This is a genomic window from Planotetraspora sp. GP83 (assembly GCF_041262585.1).
Classification (GTDB): Bacteria; Actinomycetota; Actinomycetes; order Streptosporangiales; family Streptosporangiaceae; genus JAOEGB01.
The window spans coordinates 100,741-117,164 of sequence record NZ_JBGCBZ010000007.1; the positions used below are offsets into that span (position 1 = coordinate 100,741).

Annotated in this window: 13 protein-coding genes and 1 pseudogene; 4 read left to right on the plus strand and 10 right to left on the minus strand. The window is 68.4% G+C overall.

What is annotated here, in order from left to right; translation table 11 throughout:
- Window positions 1-15 precede the first annotated feature (15 nt).
- Window positions 16-1,242 (plus strand): acyl-CoA dehydrogenase family protein, encoded by a 1,227-nt coding sequence (locus ABH927_RS12370; RefSeq protein ID WP_370020982.1) that lies wholly within the window; start codon window positions 16-18, stop codon window positions 1,240-1,242.
- A gap of 111 nt (window positions 1,243-1,353) precedes the next feature.
- On the opposite strand, the gene ABH927_RS12375 is transcribed toward ABH927_RS12370, so the two are convergent.
- Window positions 1,354-3,423 (minus strand): MMPL family transporter, encoded by a 2,070-nt coding sequence (locus ABH927_RS12375; protein WP_370020984.1) that lies wholly within the window; start codon window positions 3,421-3,423, stop codon window positions 1,354-1,356.
- Window positions 3,424-3,528: 105 nt separating this feature from the next.
- Between ABH927_RS12375 and ABH927_RS12380 the strand changes: the two genes are divergently transcribed.
- On the plus strand, window positions 3,529-4,059 hold the full coding sequence (locus ABH927_RS12380) for a MarR family winged helix-turn-helix transcriptional regulator (protein ID WP_370020986.1): 531 nt from the start codon (window positions 3,529-3,531) through the stop codon (window positions 4,057-4,059).
- Between the two features lie 41 nt (window positions 4,060-4,100).
- Here ABH927_RS12380 and ABH927_RS12385 read toward each other — a convergent pair whose 3' ends face one another.
- Window positions 4,101-5,222: a putative PEP-binding protein gene (locus tag ABH927_RS12385; RefSeq protein ID WP_370020988.1), complete on the minus strand. Its 1,122-nt coding sequence runs from the start codon at window positions 5,220-5,222 to the stop codon at window positions 4,101-4,103.
- Between the two features lie 537 nt (window positions 5,223-5,759).
- Between ABH927_RS12385 and ABH927_RS12390 the strand changes: the two genes are divergently transcribed.
- Window positions 5,760-5,933 (plus strand): hypothetical protein, encoded by a 174-nt coding sequence (locus ABH927_RS12390; RefSeq protein ID WP_370020990.1) that lies wholly within the window; start codon window positions 5,760-5,762, stop codon window positions 5,931-5,933.
- Here ABH927_RS12390 and ABH927_RS12395 read toward each other — a convergent pair whose 3' ends face one another.
- The 3 genes from ABH927_RS12395 to ABH927_RS12405 all read right to left on the minus strand — a co-directional run bounded on the left by ABH927_RS12395 (window position 5,934) and on the right by ABH927_RS12405 (window position 9,055).
- Complete coding sequence (locus ABH927_RS12395; protein ID WP_370020992.1) at window positions 5,934-6,497, minus strand: carboxymuconolactone decarboxylase family protein; 564 nt, start codon at window positions 6,495-6,497, stop codon at window positions 5,934-5,936.
- Entirely contained in the window at window positions 6,494-7,093 is a 600-nt protein-coding gene (locus tag ABH927_RS12400) for a TetR/AcrR family transcriptional regulator (protein WP_370020994.1), read from the minus strand. The genes ABH927_RS12395 and ABH927_RS12400 overlap by 4 nt, the downstream gene beginning before the upstream one ends.
- A gap of 93 nt (window positions 7,094-7,186) precedes the next feature.
- On the minus strand, window positions 7,187-9,055 hold the full coding sequence (locus ABH927_RS12405; protein WP_370020996.1) for an FAD/NAD(P)-binding protein: 1,869 nt from the start codon (window positions 9,053-9,055) through the stop codon (window positions 7,187-7,189).
- A 397-nt stretch (window positions 9,056-9,452) separates the two neighbouring features.
- Between ABH927_RS12405 and ABH927_RS12410 the strand changes: the two genes are divergently transcribed.
- On the plus strand, window positions 9,453-10,577 hold the full coding sequence (locus ABH927_RS12410; RefSeq protein ID WP_370020998.1) for a site-2 protease family protein: 1,125 nt from the start codon (window positions 9,453-9,455) through the stop codon (window positions 10,575-10,577).
- 21 nt (window positions 10,578-10,598) lie between these two features.
- Here ABH927_RS12410 and ABH927_RS12415 read toward each other — a convergent pair whose 3' ends face one another.
- From ABH927_RS12415 to ABH927_RS12435, 5 genes and pseudogenes are all read right to left on the minus strand, one after another.
- Entirely contained in the window at window positions 10,599-12,398 is a 1,800-nt protein-coding gene (locus ABH927_RS12415) for a hypothetical protein (protein WP_370021000.1), read from the minus strand.
- A gap of 32 nt (window positions 12,399-12,430) precedes the next feature.
- Window positions 12,431-13,596 (minus strand): annotated as a pseudogene (locus tag ABH927_RS12420) (5'-methylthioadenosine/S-adenosylhomocysteine nucleosidase).
- Between the two features lie 4 nt (window positions 13,597-13,600).
- The gene (locus ABH927_RS12425) at window positions 13,601-14,326 is read right to left on the minus strand and encodes an NrtR DNA-binding winged helix domain-containing protein (RefSeq protein WP_370021002.1); all 726 of its coding nucleotides are present in this window, start codon (window positions 14,324-14,326) and stop codon (window positions 13,601-13,603) included.
- 85 nt (window positions 14,327-14,411) lie between these two features.
- Window positions 14,412-14,921 (minus strand): N-acetyltransferase family protein, encoded by a 510-nt coding sequence (locus ABH927_RS12430; protein WP_370021004.1) that lies wholly within the window; start codon window positions 14,919-14,921, stop codon window positions 14,412-14,414.
- A 104-nt stretch (window positions 14,922-15,025) separates the two neighbouring features.
- Window positions 15,026-16,072, minus strand: a complete 1,047-nt coding sequence (locus tag ABH927_RS12435; RefSeq protein WP_370021006.1) for a GNAT family N-acetyltransferase — start codon at window positions 16,070-16,072, stop codon at window positions 15,026-15,028.
- Window positions 16,073-16,424 lie beyond the last annotated feature (352 nt).

Sequence of the window (16,424 nt, forward strand, 5' to 3'; positions counted from 1 at the left end):
GTTACCGTTGGTAACATGACCGAGAGCGTGAGCGGCTTCTGCCCTGAGTTGAGCGACGACGTCCGCGAAGTGCGGGACTGGGTTCGCGAGTTCGCCCGTAACGTGGTCCGCCCCGCGGGGGCCGAATGGGACGAGCGGGAGGAGACGCCCTGGCCGGTGATCCAGGAGGCCGCCAAGATCGGGCTGTACTCGCTGGACTTCTTCGCCGGGCAGTGGTTCGAGGAGTCGGGGCTCGGACTGCCTGTCGCGTTCGAGGAGCTGTTCTGGGGGGACGCCGGGATCGGGCTGTCGATCGCCGGCACCGGGCTGGCGGCGGCGGCTCTCGCCTCGAACGGCACGCCCGAGCAGATGGGGGAGTGGCTGCCCCAGATGTTCGGCAGCGCGGACGACGTCAAGGTCGGCGCGTTCTGCTCCTCCGAGCCCGACGCGGGGTCGGACGTCGGCGCGATCCGCACCCGCGCGGTCTACGACGCCGCCAAGGACGAGTGGGTGCTCAACGGCGTCAAGACGTGGGCGACCAACGGCGGCATCGCCAACGTCCACGTCGTCGTCGCCTCCGTCGACCCGTCGCTGGGAACCCGTGGCCAGGCGTCCTTCGTCGTCCCGCCCGGAACGTCCGGGCTGTCCCAGGGGCAGAAGTTCAAGAAGCACGGCATCCGCGCGTCGCACACCGCCGAGGTCGTCCTCGACGACGTCCGGGTGCCCGGCGCCTGCCTGCTCGGAGGCAAGGAGAAGCTCGACGAGCGGCTCGCCCGGGTCCGCTCCGGGGCGCGTGGCGGCGAGCAGGCGGCCCTGCGGACCTTCGAGACCACCCGTCCCGTGGTCGCCGCCATGGCCGTCGGCATCGCCCGGGCGTCGTTCGAGTACGCCAGGGACTACGCGCGGGAGCGGGAGCAGTTCGGCCGCAAGATCGGCGAGAACCAGGCGATCGCGTTCCTCCTCGCCGACATGGCCACCCGGGTGGACGTCGCGCGGTTCATGACCTGGCGGGCGGCCTGGATGGCCCGGCACGGCCGGCCGTTCGAGCAGGCGGAGGGCTCGATGAGCAAGCTGGTGGCGAGCGAGACCGCGGTGTGGGTGAGCGAGCAGGCCATCCAGATCCTCGGCGGAGCCGGCTACACCCGCGAGCACCCCGTGGAGCGCTTCCACCGCGACGCCAAGATCTTCACCATCTTCGAAGGCACGTCCGAGATCCAGCGCCTCATCATCGGCCGCGCCGTGACCGGCCTGCCCGTCCGCTAGCCTTTCCGCAGGTCAACGGCCTCTGCTCAGGAGCAACCCGCGCATCGCACCCTCGTCCCCGGACAAGGCGGGGACTTGATCTCAGGTCGGCGGTCGGCGTCGCGGCCCGCCTCAGCTCGCCACCGTCGTCTCGGTGTGAACGGCGCCGGAGACACCGGGCCGGGACGGGGCGCTCGGCCACCAGAAACGGTCGCCGAGGAGTGTGACGAGGGCAGGGACGAGGACGCTGCGGACCAGAGCCGTGTCGAGCAGCACGCCGAAGCCCACAATGACGCCGATCTGCGTCAGTGTGATGAGCGGGAGCACTCCCAGCACGGCGAACACCGCCGCGAGCAGGACGCCCGCGCTGGTGATGACGCCGCCGGTGACGGCGAGCGCGGTGACGACCCCCCGGCGGGTGCCCTGGCGCGCCGCCTCCTCGCGGGCACGCGTGGCGAGAAAGATGTTGTAGTCGATGCCGAGCGCGACCAGGAAGAGGAAGCTCAGCAGCGGCACGCCGAGGTCCAGCGCGGGGAAGCCGAAGAACTGCCGGAACGCTAACCACCCCGCGCCGAAGCTGGCGGCGAAGCTGGCGACCACGGTGAGCACCAGCGTGACGGCGGCGACCACCGACCGGAGCAGGAGCAGCAGCGTGAGGAGCACCACGGCGAGCACCAGCGGGATGACCAGCCTCTGGTCGCGGGTCTCGGCGGCGCGTTCGTCGAGGTCGGTGGCCTCCGGCCCTCCCACCACGGCGTCCGCCCCCGGCACGGCGTGTACGGCGGCGCGCACCGCCTTCACGGCCGCGAAGCTCGCCGCGCTGCCCGGGTCGGCCTTCAGGACGACGTCGGTCCGGGCGTAGCCGGACGAGCGATCGGTCACCGTGGCGCGCACGACTCCCGGAACGGCTGAGGCGGCGTCCTTGACCTGGTCGGCGGCCGAGGCCCGGGAGATGACGACGACGGGCTGCGCGCTCCCAGCCGGGAACGCCCGGCTCAGCGTCTCCTGCCCGGCGATGGCCTCCACCCGCTCGCGGAACCGCTCGGTCTGCGCGAGCCCGCTCCGCACGCCGACCGCGCCGAGAGCGAGGACGGCCAGCACGATGACGCTCACCGCCGTCATCAGCGCGGGGCGCCGCGACACCGCTCCGCCCACGCGCGACCACAGCCCGGTCCGCGTCGGGTCGTCCTGGCCCACCTTGGGTGCGAACGGCCAGAACAGCCCCCTGCCGAACACCACGAGCACGGCCGGCAGCACGACCAGCGCGTACACGACGGCCGTGACGATGCCGACGGCGCCCGCCATGCCGATGCCGCGGCTGGACGGCGACAGGGCGAAGACCAGGGTGAGAAGCGCGAGGGTGACGGTCGCCGAACTGGCCAGGATGGCCGGCCCAGCCGACCTGACCGCCTCCCCCATGGCGGCGTGACGGTCCTCGTGGACCCGCAGCCGCTCGCGGTAGCGCGCGATGAGCAGCAGGGCGTAGTTCGTTCCCGCGCCGAAGACCAGCACGGACGTGATGCCGAGGGTGGAGTCGTCGACCGTCAGGCCCGCCGTGCGGGTGAGGATGGCCACGACCTTCGCCGCGACCTGGTCGGCCATCCCGATGACGCTCAGCGGGACGAGCCACAGCCAGGGGCTGCGGTAGGTCAGGAGCAGGAGGACGGCGACGACCGTCGCCGTGACGGCCAGCAGCGTCACGTTGGCCCCCTCGAACACCGAGGCCAGGTCGACCTTGAAGCCCGCGCCGCCGGTCACCTCGGCCCGGGCGCCCGCGGGTAGTCCTTTCCTCGCCTCGGTACGGATCTTCCGTACGGCGTCCGTGAGCTGGGCGAGCGGGAGCGAGCCGGAAAGCGGGACCGGCAGGAGCGCCACGTCCTGCCGGGGAGAGAAGACCGGCGGTGGCACCTGACCCCGCAGAGCGACGGCGGCGAGGCGCGAGGCGTCCTCCTCGATCGCCGCGCGATCGGACGCGCTCAGGCCGCCGGGGCGGCTGTAGACCACGAGGGCGGGGTCCACCTGGGCGCTCGGCAGCCGCTGCTCCAGCCGGGCGACCGTCGCCGACTCGGCGCCGCGCGGGAGGGCGGCGGCGGGGTCGGTGTTCACCTTCGAGGCTCCGCCGAAGGCCAGCGCCAGGCCGGACAGGACGACGGCCACGGCCAGCACGGCCCACTTGCCACGGGGACCGGAGAAAATGGACAACCTAACAGGCCTCGCTCGGCTCATCGGTTCTCTTTCCATCATGGAATAGTTCGATGGTGGAAACATAAGCCTAGAGGGCGGGCGACGGCAACATGGAGGAGGACCGTGACCGAAGACCAGCGCGCCGCCGACCCGGTCGAGCTGATGAGCCTCATGCGGCGACTCAACGTCGAGGTCGACCGGTTCAGCGAGCAGTTCGCCATGGACCACGGCCTGCATCGCACCGATCTCAACGCCCTCGTCGTGATCATGGACGCCTCGCGCGAGGGGCGCCCGCTGAGCCCCGGAGCGCTCGGCGTTGCTCTCAACCTGAGCGCACCGGCCACCACGGCTCTGATCAACCGGTTGGAGCAGGCTGGCCATCTCGAACGGCATCGGAGCGCCACCGACCGGCGCAAGGTCGAGCTGGCCATGCACCAGAAGGCCGCCACGCTGGCCGCCCGGTTCTTCGCTCCTCTCGGGCAGGAGATGACCGCGGCGCTGAACGAGTTCACCGACGAGGAGCGCCGCCTGATCAGCCGTTTCCTCGCCCGCAGCATCGAGGCGACCGTGACGGCCCGAGTGCTGTCCGCGCGACAGGACGCGCACGAGGGCACGCAGGATGGCACGCACAAGGGCGGGGACGGTCTGGAGTGAGGATCGTATGCGTGCTCCGGCCGAGTGTAGCTCGCGAGGCGCTATCGCGAGTTCGTCTCCTGAGCGAGTTGTCGGAGCTCAGCGGTGCACATCATGAACCTGTCCGTAGGGAGGTGCTTCACGTAGAAGTCCAGGTCGACGCCCAGTGCGAACACGTGAACCGGGGTGCCGGTTCTGCTACCTGATTCAACCGCCTGGCGCAGGCCGGCCATGACGGCCGGATGCCGTGTCTGATAGGAGGGGGCGACGAGGTGGTTGCCCCTGTCCGCGGCGAGGTAGAACTGGGTCAGGTCCTTGGTTCCGACGAACAGTTCACTGGCTCCGGCGGCGCAGAATTCGGCCGCCGAATGAACGGCGGCGGGAGTCTCGACAAAGACCGAAAGCGGCATGTCTTCGGGCAGGCCGAGGTGCAGCCGCAGTCGCCGGAATTCGTCCAGGTCGTTGATGAACGGCACCGCGAAGCTCACTCGCGCCGAGTCTGGGCCCAGGCGTTCCCGTACGTGGGCACGGAGGGCCTGGAACGCCTGGGGGTAGTGGTGCTCCTGCAGCAGCCCTCGTGCACCGTGCAGACCGAGTTCCGGATTGGGTTCGTGGTCGACCTCGACCCCGGTCGTGATCTGAGCGGCGTCGTCCGACCGAAGGTCGAGCAGTCTCATGACAAGACGTTGGCCGGGGAGAAGTTCTTTGGCGAGCGAGCACAGCTTCGACGCGACGGCGGTCCCGTAGCGCTCGGCCTCGTCGGCTCCTGCCCTGAGCGAGTCAAGTGGGCTCAATCCTGCCGAGAGGCAGACGAATTCCTCGCGAATGAAGTAACAGTCCACTTGCTCGACACGGGGGGTGAGCGCGTTCAGCGACTGGATATCTTTTGCATCAGCGATGACCACACAGATCGAGCTGAGATCACCGGGGGTGACGACCGAGGATTCCGGAGATCGCCCAGAAGACTCGGCTTCGCCGAGCACGACTGACTCGCGATCGGTCCGAACCGTGACGTGACCGACAAGTCCGCCAAGATCGGATGGGGCAACTCGCAGGACAGGAATTCCTCGGGTACGGCACAGGGATTGCATGTGACCGGTTCGACCACCACGGGAACAGATCACGGCGGAAGAGGCGATGATGGCATCGTAGAGTTCCGGGCCAAGCGCTTCGACGACCAGCACGGAACCGTCGATGGGTTTCCTGGTGTGATTGCAGACACCACGAACACTCGTCGATGGCGAACCGGCGAGCAGAACCCCTGGAATTTCGCGAGGACTCACGGTAACCCCCCCCTGGTTTCCGGTCGGGTTACGGACGTCGAGAGCGCCAGGTGCCTTCATGACCACCCGTTCATGCCGCCCGCCGTTCCGTCGCGGGGGTTCGGCGCACGGGCAAAGCCGCCCTCGAACATTGCCCGAGCGGTCGGCAGTACAAGTGCCTCGGCGTTGTCCACGATCCACTGCATTCGGTGTTTGCCATGACACGAGCCTCGCAGTCGTTCGGCCGGCCGCGCGTCTTCTCGACTGCTGATCAGTCGCGTCTCCTTTAAGTCGAATCCTGACGATAAATCGGGACGTCAGGAGCGCAACCGGGAAGCGCCCGCTGTTCGCGGAATCGAACTAGCCTGGATCGGCGGCTTTTGACAACATTGAGGACCTGAACCTGACCGGCCGCCGGGCACGAAGTCCCGCCGCCGGGACCGGGCGCGGGAGGACTTCGTGCAGGAGACCGTCTACTGGGACGTCGGAGCCGCCCGTCTGCTGCCGCGGCTGCTCAAGGGCCACACCCGCGGCCCGGTGTTCGTCACCCATCGCCGCCCGGGTCCCGGCAAGGTGGTCAGCCCCCGGAATGTGTGCCCGGGCATTGGTCAGCGGGCGACAGAGGCGACCTGATCACATCGCCTGCTCGTGGGTCCACTGCTGGTCCTGCCACGCGGGGTCCAGCGGGATGTGGGTGATGTGGTTGGTGTAGTTCGACAGCGTCTTCATGCCGACGCCGAGCACGATGTCGAGCACGTGGCGGCGAGTGTGGCCGGCGGCCAGGAATGCCTCGATCTCGGCGTCGTCCACCGAGCCGCGCTGGGCGACCATCGCCTGGGTCAGGCGGCGAACGGCCTCCAGTTCCGCGTCTGGGAGCTGCTTGCCCTCGCGTAGGGCCTGGACCACCTCGGCCGGGATGTGGGCGCGCAGCGCGAGGGTGGAGTGGGCGGCCACGCAGTACTCGCAGCCGTTCTCCACGCTGGCCGTGATCAGCACTACCTGCTTGGCCGCCAGGGACAGCGACGACCTGCCGAACTGTTCGGCCAGCGCGTTGTAGCCGGCCAGCAGCTCGGGCGATTCGGCCATCACCGCATTGAGCGTGGTCACGAACCCCATGCGCTTTTTGGCGGCCTCCAGCATCGGGCGCGCCGCCTCGGGTGCGTCGCTCTCGTCGTAGACGCGGAAATCGATCATCATCTCTCCTCAGTGGTGGTGAACCCGTCCAGGACGGCTCGTGCCCCGGCCAGCAGGTCGGCCGCCCTGGCGCCGGCCCGTGAACGCAGGTTGACCCCGTAGGCCAGCAGCGCCAGCGTCTCGGCACCCGCGGCCAGGTCCAGGCCGGGCCGTACCTGGCCGCGGTCACGTGCCGCCTCCAGCGCGGCGCGCATCGCGGCCCGCAGGGCGGCGTGGTGCGCGTCCAGGACCTGCCGGATCTCGGAAACCTCACGGGCGGCACTGGTGTGCGTGTTGGTGACCAGGCAGCCCCAGCGGGCGCGCTCACCCGCACAGCGCGCCGCCACCAACTGCTCGAAGAAGCCGGCGATGGCGGGCAGGCCCCGTCCGTCGGCGGCCAGTGTGTCGAACACCGGCCGCGAGCACCGCTCCAGGTAGCGGCGCAGCGCGGCCGCCTGCAGCCGCTCCTTGCCGCCGAAGGTCGCATACAGACTGGACCGGCTCAGCCCGGTGGCCTGCACGACCTCGGCGATGCCGGTGACATCGGCGCCGCGCTCCCAGAACAGGCGCACCATCTGGTCCAGCGCCACCTCCGGGTCGAAGTGCTTGATGTCGGGCATCGCGAACCTCCATCCTGGAACGACCGGTCCAAGATAAGGGAGTAAGGCGATAAAGGGCAACCCACGCCCGCTGCGGGCGACGGCATCTCCGCTTCAGCTACTCGATTCCGTCGGTTCCGCAAGTCCAAGAATGGAACGGAGATCTCGCGGCGTCACGGACAGGTCTTTCAGCTTCACGGTGGCAGCAGCGTTTACGGCGAACCGCAATGCGTGATTCGTGGCGGAAATGCCGCCGTTCCGAGTCGTGATGGTCCGAAGCGCCTGAATGCTCTCTTCCAGGCGGGCCTCCAGGGCTTGGCGGTCGCCGCGCCGCCGAGCGGCCATTCTGCGCACGTCGAGCATGATCGCATGCAAGGCCGCCTCGTTCGCCTCCTGATCCGGGGTACGGGTCAACGTCGCGGCTACATCGTCGGCCTGCTCGTCGTAACAGGACTCAAGTTCGTGCAGCACGGTGGCCGCGACCTCCACCGAGTGGTTCTTGATCGCGGCGAGGTTGAACGCGAACGCCCCCGTGCGCCCGTATCGAACGATCTCGTCGCCCTCGCGCGGACCGCCTACCACGAAGATCGGGCCAGATGGGTTGCCCGTCGGTCCAACGAGGTGGCCGCGGCTGTCCACCTCAACTCCCCGTCCGGTGCGCCGATGCGGTAAGGCGATTTCTTTCCGCAGGAGGTTCGCCCAGAGCGTTGAGTCAACGCGCTCGTAGTCGGACTCCCGTCCGAAGTTCGAGATCACGAGATCAGCCTCGATAGTCTGCGTCGAAGCCTGCCCCGCGACGGACAGGACCAGCGTGCCCGCCTCGGTGGTGCGGATCTCTTCGACTCTCCCGGCGGTGCGGATGACCTGGTCGCCATCGGCCATCGCGGCATCAACTATCTCGGTCGTATAAGCCACAGCGCCCACTCGCAGTATGGCCAGCAGGGTTCCGTAGCTGTCGAGGAGCGCGCGGAGATCGGAAGACGGTACGCGCTCCAGGATTTCGGGCAGATAGGGCTCCCACGATTTGGCGACTCGTTCTGTTATCACAGCCGGTGACACTTCGGGATACTCGTGGGCGACGGTGGCGCAGGCCCGCTCCCATTCGTCCTGGAACCGTCGAACGAAATCCTTCCGCCCTTCGTAGACGTCACCGTGGAGTTGCGGGGCCGGCAAGCTGAGGACGCGGTGCTGGTGATCAGGGGGATAGGTCCGGGGCGTCAAGCCGGAGCGCGAGATCATGTAAATCTTTCCCCTGTGGCCGCGGCGCAGGAGAAGCGTCGCCGAGTCGTACGCGCTGAGCAGCGTACCGACGATGGCCACGACGGCGTCCTGCCGAAGGCCGAGAACCCGCTCGATCGCCATCTCCGAGTACGGGTGTCGTATGAACGAGGGATGGTCCATCACGCCGGCCGCAAAAGATGGGTGCTTCGTCTCGAGCCCAGTCGCGAGAATGACGTGGTCGGCTTCGAGGACCGCCCGGTCGGTTTCGTCGCCACCGGCCGGCGAGGAAGAATTGTCAACGACAACGTGAACGTGGTCACCCATGAATTCCAGATCGACCACTTCGCCGCCGGCTTCGACCAGGGTCACGCCTTCCGACGCTTCGCGAACAGCTTCGGCGAGGCGGCTGGCGAGATAGTCCGGGTAGATTCGGCGGGGAGCGGGCCCGGACTCGGTGAACTCGAAGCTCCGCCACTCCGCGGGCCAGTCGGTTCGGTCGGCTTCGTGGTTGGCCCACAGCACGAAGTCGTCGACATCCTCCCGGAACACTGACATGCGGCCCGCTTGGATGTTGAAGACGTGGTGCCAGTGGTTGCCCGCCCGGTGATACGCCACCCCGGCGCCCCGATAGTGGGGGTGCCGCTCGATTAACACGACCTGCAAGGGCTCCCTGGCAAAACGAAGAAGGCGGAGGGCGGTGGCGGTACCTCCCAGGCCTGCTCCGACAATGACAACTCTGCGGTTTCGGTCGGCGCATTTCACCTTACGACCCCTGTCCTCTCTGGCATGGCCGGCGAAAACCGGAAGACTTGACCGAGGTCGCGTCGTTCCCGTGGAGCGAATCGAGTAATCAGTGGGTACGGTATCGTCGATTGTGCTCCGGAAGCACTGGTCGAAGCCGTGTGACTCATCGTGCTCGAAATACGCCGATGGGGTGATGCTGGCCGGGCCGCATCGACGACGCCTGGCCGATCGTAGGCGGAATGTGAGCATAGGCATGGCCAGAAAGCCATCTCTGACATGCAACAGCCACTGACCCGCTCCTCCGAGCAATGGTTCCTAACCGTGCGTCATCCTTACCAAGGTCCCGCCTCGTGAGGGGACAACGTCTCTACCGCTCCCCGTCTCCCCGGCGGATCGTGGTGGTATGAAGCCGAACGTGCGACTGGGATCCGTGGGCGGAGTGCCCATCGGGGTCCACTGGTCGGCCCTGGTTGTCATCGGGCTGATCGTCGTCATGCTCGGCGGCGCGGTGCTCCCAGTCGCGGCAGGGGGCCTCAACCCGGTCGTCTACTGGGCCGTGGCGGTGGCGACCGCGCTGCTCTTCTTCGTCTCCCTGCTGGCCCACGAGCTGGCGCACAGCCTGGTCGCCCGTCGCCGCGGCGTGCGCGCGAAATCGGTGACGCTCTGGCTTCTCGGCGGGCTCACCGAGTTGGAGGGCGAGGCCCGGACGCCGCGGGCCGAGCTGGAGATCGCCATCGTGGGGCCGCTGATGAGCCTCGCCTTCTCCGCCGCCGCGTTCATCGTGCTGCTCACCGTGCCAGGGCCTCCGGCCGTACTGCTGGCGCTGTCCTGGCTGGCGTTCATGAACCTAGTCCTCGCGGTGTTCAACCTCCTTCCCGGCAGCCCCCTGGACGGCGGGCGCGTGCTCCACTCGGCGCTGTGGCGGCACTACCATGACCGGGCGCGTGCCGACCGGATGACGGCCCGGGCCGGGCAGACGCTCGGCGCGATGCTCATTGGGATCGGGTTCGTGCAGATGCTCTACTGGTCGCCCTCAGGGGGAATCTGGACGATCGTCATCGGGTGGTTCCTCGCCGCGGCGGCCCGGGGCGAGCTCATGACCAGGACGACCCGGGACGGGCTTGCCGGCCTCCGGGTGCGGGACGTCATGACGACCGACCCGGACCTCGCGTCGGTCTGGCTCGACGTCGAGCAGTTCGTCACCTCAGTGGCGGTGCGGTCGCGCCAGACGGTCTTCCCGGTGGTCGACTTCGGGGGCGCTCCCGCGGGATACGTCTCGCTGGACTCGCTGGACGCCGTCGCTCCTTCCCGGCGGCGGTCGACCCGGATCCAGGCGGTGGCCCGCCCCCTCCCGCCGGAGCGGATCTTGCCGCCGGACGCCGAGGGGGTCCACCTGCTGGACCACCCGCCCACCGGGGAACTGGTCGCGCTGGTGGTCGAGGGGGAGCGCATCGTAGGCATGGTCACGACGGCGGACCTGTCCAGGATCGTCCGGCTGGCCGCGCTCCGCCGCGTCGTAACCGGCCTGCCGGTCCGCTGAGGCCTCATGGGCCGGGCGGCCTCATGGGCCGGGCTCCTCGTCTTGCGGGGGCGGCCAGCGCTTTTCCGAGCGGGCGTCGCCGCGGTTCATCCACGCCTTGCCCTCTGCCGCGATCCCCTCAAGCACGTGCAGAGTGTGATGCAGCCCCGCCGCGTCCAACGTCGCCTCGGACACCGTTCCGGGATCCTCGCCCTGCTGGAGCTCCTCCGTTCCCGGCTCGATCACCTTGACGCTGATCTTCTGTCCGTCGACGAGGGCGAGTTCGAAGGTCCGCTCGTCGTCGTCCGCGTGCGTCACGTGTACGGCCGCGACCGCCTCGAAGCGGTAGTTCATCCGATGACGGTCGTGGAAGGTGCCGTCCTCGAAATCAAGCCTGACGGTGAGCTGACGTACCCCATCGGCGGTGATCAGGAAGGTCAGGAGCCGGTATTTCCGGTACCGCCAGGGGCCGCCCTGCAGCCGCGCCCGGTCCGTGGAACGGCTTGGCGTCTCGATGAACGCGTACGCGATGATCTCACTCATCTTTAGCCGGTAGTGCTCCAGCGCCAAGTTCAGCAGCACTTTCCGGTCGTAGTCCAGCCAGGCGGCCATTTCCCGGTCTTCGGGCTTGTCGGCCAGCCGTTCCCGCCATCGGGCTGAGGCCGCATGGCCGTCGGCCAACAGTTCCGCGCGCTCGGACTCGTCGGCGGCGTGTCGGCGGCGTTCGAGGATGATCCGTAGCCAGGCATGCGCGGCGATCCAGCCGGCCGCGACGACGAGGGCGACCGATCTGATGGCGCTCCACGGGTCGGCCTGCACCGCGCCACTGGCCGCCCAGACCCCTCCGGCGGCGAAGGCCAGCGCTCCGAGCACGGCCGTCCCCTTCGCACGCCAGGGCGTGCCCAGCTCCTGGCGGTAGTTCCACAGCGTGCCGTTCTCCCAGCGCTTTCTGACGTCGCCGACCCGATGGCGGATCAGCCAGTTGATCTTCTCGACCGGGATCCGCGTCTCGCGATACACGTCCACGACCTCGTCCCGCATGCTCCGGCGGATGCCGGCCGTCCGCGTCAGCCAGACCTCGCGGTCCGCGCCCCGTGGCACGTACTTGGCGAAGTAGTAATCGAATCGCTGGTCCACTTTCCAGGCGAAGCCGCCCGGGGGCGCGGTGATCCTGCGATGCGTCGCCATCGCGTATTCCAAGTCCTTAGCTCTGCGTCGCCCGGACCGGAAGCGCCATTCCACACCGTCGCGGGCGCCGAAGTAGCCGCCGACGACGCTCAGCAGATAGGCCAGCAGACTCGGAACCTGGCCGTTTTGCAGGAGCAGATAACCGATGTGCGCCGCTGCCGCGACCGACACGACCGTCCCTGTCACCGCCTGCGCCCAGGTGGAACCGGTGATCGCGACCGGCGTCGGTTCCCGTACGCGAGGCCCGGCCAGAACGCGAATGTCCGCGTCGGATTTCCCGGCGGACTCCAGGAGCCGGCGGATGATTCGCACTCCGTGCGCCCAGGAGTCGTCGCCAGTGAGCGGAAGAAAGCGCTCTGAGTCCCGGAGGCGGGCCGTCTCCTCCTCGGATAGCTCATGCCGCGTTCTGCCGCTCAACATGGCGAGCAGCCAGTAGAAACAGACCTGGTTGGTGATGTAGCGAGAGACTACGGCTTCATCGATGAGCTGCCGGGCCCGCCCCGCCATATCGCTCTCAAGGTTTCGCACTCCTGCCTCGAACTTCTCCTGTGGCGACGACCCCGGAGACACGGTGTAGTGGATGCCGCCGTGTACGACCGTCGCCTGCACGTCGACGTGCGCGGAATCGGCGGCGAAGTTCATTCCGGTGTTCATTCCGGTGCTCATCCCGGTCCCACCCGGCGGCATCATGACAGAGCCTGGGCCAGGGTGATGATGTTCGCCAGGTCCGCCGCCAGGTCGGCGACGTCGCTGATCAGCCCGCGCAGCTTCTTGAGCGCCAGCTTCAGCCTGCCCTTGCTCTGCGGCGTCTTTGCCTTCAGGGCCTCGTCGGCAACGGTGAGCTCAGCCTCCGCCGCCTCGTAGGTCTCCTCGTCCAGGTGCCCATCGGCCCGCGCTCGCTGGAGCTGGGCTCGGAACCCGGCGAGTGCCTCCGCCAGGTCCGTTGGCTGGCTCGGGTCGTGGCCGATCCGGATGCCGCCGTGCACGATACCGGCCTGGATTCCTACCCGCGCACTGTCACGTGCGATGTTGTACGGCACCTCATGCCCTGGCATCGCTGATCCCCTCGCCGTTGTCTTGGTCGCCAGCCAGCCGCCGTCCTTTTCCTCGGCGGCGATCTCTTCGGCCAGTGCCGCGGCGAACGCCGCCGCGTTGGCCACGGCCCGCTGCTGCCAGTGATCGCGGTCCGTGACCTCCTTCGTTCCGTCGGCCCGATCGCTGATGCCCCGTATGACGACCACTGGGAGGGCCCCGTTCAGGTGCCCGGCCTGGGCCACACCGGCGCCCTCCATCTCGATCGCGGACGCGTCGTTGTAGTTCTGGTGGATCCATCGGGCATGTCCGGACACCCGGGAGTTCAGGACCACCTCACCGGCGGCGATGGGGCCGAAATGCACCTGGGGTGCCGGGCTGCGATCCGGAAGGTCGCGCGCCCACGCGTCGGTACGGCCGATGTACCGCGCGATCTGATCGGCGGCGTGCGAGGTCTCCCAAGTCCGGGGGCGGCTCTTGAGCCCGTCGTCCTCGCTCGTCCCTCCGTGGTACGCGTAGATGCGCGTCGCCACCACGACATCCCCGAGGGCGATGTGGGAGTGAGGGCGCCCGCCACGCCCACGAAGAGCAGAGCGGCTGGGGCGAACTCGGCGATGGCGCGCTCGGCCAGTACGGCCGCCGACTGGTTTCCCGTGCCGACATGGGCCAGGGCCACCCGGCAGCGGCCACTCGTGAGGCGGCCGACCTCGAAACGGGTGCCGTGCTGATGGCGGTGCAACTCCGGGTCGACCAGCTTCTTGCGGATCGCTTGATACTCCAGATCCAACGCGGTGAGGATCACAATCGGGCGGTTGCTCACGCTTCTACTCCTTTGCGCTCGTAGCCTCGGCGGGCCGGAACATCGGCGGATAAAGGACCGTGCAGGGACCGGCCCGGAACAACCGGGCCGGTCGCCCAGTGGCCGCTTTGCGGGCCGCCCCTGCCGGAACGATGAACCCTTCGGTCTTCTGGACCTTGCGATAGAAGTTCCGGGGGTCGAGCGGGACTCCCCAGACCGCCTCGTACACGTCCTGCAGATCGGTGATCGTGAACGTCGGTCCGCAGAACGCCGTCGCGAGGGCGGAGTGCTCAAGCTTGACGCGGGCGCGTTCTACGCCGTCCGCGATGATGCGCCGGTGGTCGAAGGCCAGCTCGAGGTCGCCGGAGAGCACCCGGTCGGCGGGCTGCCATCCGGCGTCGGCCGCGTCCGTTCCAGCGGTCGGCTCGGGCAAGCGGGGCGCGATGGCCAGGTACGCAACCGACACCACCCGGCCGCGGGGGTCGCGGCCTGGGTCGCCGTACACGCCCAGTTCTTCCAGGCGGAGGGTCTCGACGTCGAGGGCGGCCTCCTCCGACAGCTCCCGGTGAGCCGCGGAGATGATGTCCTCCTCAGCGTGCTGCAGGAATCCGCCGGGCAGTGCGTGGGTGCCCTTGTACGGCTCGATGCCACGCTCGACGAGCAGCACGTGCAGGCGCGACTCACGCAACGTCAGGATCACCAGATCAACGGCGAGCAGCACGAGGGGCGGCACCCATGGGGCATCGGTCATGCGGCTGAGGCTAGCTTTCTGTCAATCTGACAGAAATAGCCGCGAGGTAAGACCTACAGTCCCAAGGTGGCCCCTGGCCCGGCCGTCAGTGAAGGATCAGCTCGTACTCGACCTGCTCGATCGGGTTGCCGTCACCGAAGTCGTGGCCGCGGACCGCACCTGACTCGGCGAAGCCGCTCTTGGCGTAGAAGCGGCGCGACTGAGGCGTGTCACGGAGCGTCCACAGATGGATCCGCCTGAAGCCGTTCTCGCGCATCCTGTCCAGGGAAGCGGTCATCAGGGCGCTCGCGACACCACTTCCCCAGCCATCGGGATGCCCGTAGAAGCCGAAGATCTCCGTCGACTCCGGCCGCGTCGGCGATGAGCCGAAGTAGGAGAAGGCCAGCGGTCGCCCATCCAGCGCGGCCAGCATGACGGTGTCCTTGCCCTCGACGAGCACGTCATGCCATTTGTTACGCCGGTGTCTTACCGCCTCCGCGAAGAATTCCGGAGGGAACAAGTCGGCATAGGCGGCACTCCATGCCCCCGCGTGGATCTCGCCCACTATATCCCCATCGCCAGGTGACGCCGGGAACACGGTGAAGTCTCTGGTCACAAGATCACAGTACTGGACCCTGACTATAGGAGTCGATCTTGAGCCGTGCCGCAGTGCCGAGTCGCTGGCCGCCCGGTTTCAAGCCTGAGGTCTCCCGAGCGGCGTCACGGCTCGTCGTCCTGTCGGTCGCGCTGCCAGAGGCGTTCGCCGTCCTCGATGTGCTCGGTCGGTGTGAGTCCGATCCGGGCGGCCACGGCCATGGAGGCATGATGGCTGGGATGGATGTGGGCCTGGATCCGGGACACTGCCCTGGCGTCGAGCCACGCGACCAGGGCGGTCGCGGCCTCGGTGGCGTAGCCCTGACGCTGCCAGGACAGGCCGACCACCCAGGCGATCTCCGCGCGTCGTCCATCGTCCATGACGGTCGCCTGCATGGTGCCGACGGCCTGACCGTCGGAGCGGCGGCGGATGATCCAGTTGAGCCACTCCTGCCGGCCGTCCGGTGACCGTCCAGTGGCGATTCGGCTATAGCGCGCTCGCAGGTCCGGCAGGGTCGGCGGCGATCCGCCGATGAACGCGTACAGTTCGGGGTCGCCCAGCACCTCGGCCATGTCGGCGGCGTCCGCCATCGTGAGCGGGGTCAGCGCGATCCGCTCCGTCGCGATTCTGTCGTCCTGCCGGGTCGCCAGGTGGTAGGCCCAGCCCGGCTGCCAGTCGAAGGGGTCGCCGACGAGGTCCTCCAACGGCAGGCCGTTCAGCAGGTGGTCCAGGGCCCACCGATTGGCCCTGTGCGCGATCACGAGGACTCGGGCGCCGGGGAATGCGGCAGCGAGGTCGTCGAGAAAGGCGCGGGTGCGGGTGACGACCTGCCGGTAGCTCTCCCCGCCTGGCCACGGCACATCGATGTGCGCGGCCCGTTCGGCGGCGAGCCGTGCGACGGGCATCGCGGTCATGGTGCCGTAGTCGCACTCGCGCAGTCGCGGGTCGTGGCGGATCTCGATGTCGTGGCCCGCGAACGCGATGCGCGCGGTCTCCACAGACCGGTGCAGGTCGGAGGTGAAAACCACCGCGAGCCCGTCATCGCGGCGCCGGGCGCCCAATTCGGCGGCCTGCTCCCGGCCTCGCGCCGAGAGCTCGCCGGGCAGTTGGCCGGTGGCGATCTCGGCCTCGTTGTCGGTCGTGGTCGAATGCGTCTCATAGATGATCGTCACCGCCACAGCGCCTCCCAAATCCGTGTTCCAACCGTGGTTCACCTGCGAGAACTCAGCGACTCAGGATCTCGTCACGTCATACCGGACCACGCCGAGTCTTGTCCGTGCCCGGACCGGCCGCCAATTGGATTTCCGTGAGACGACCTCATGTGACCGCCACCCTGGTGATTCTTGGTGTTCCGATGCGCACGGCCTTTCTCATCTCCGAACCGGCTCTCACGGCATACGTCGAGTCGCTCCCCAAGGACGACGACTCCGTGTGGGTGGACAGGTTCGTGGGCCTCTTCCCCATCCGGAGCGTCAATCGGACCGGGAATGCCGTCCTTCTTGAACGGGCAGGTTAAGGACCTCC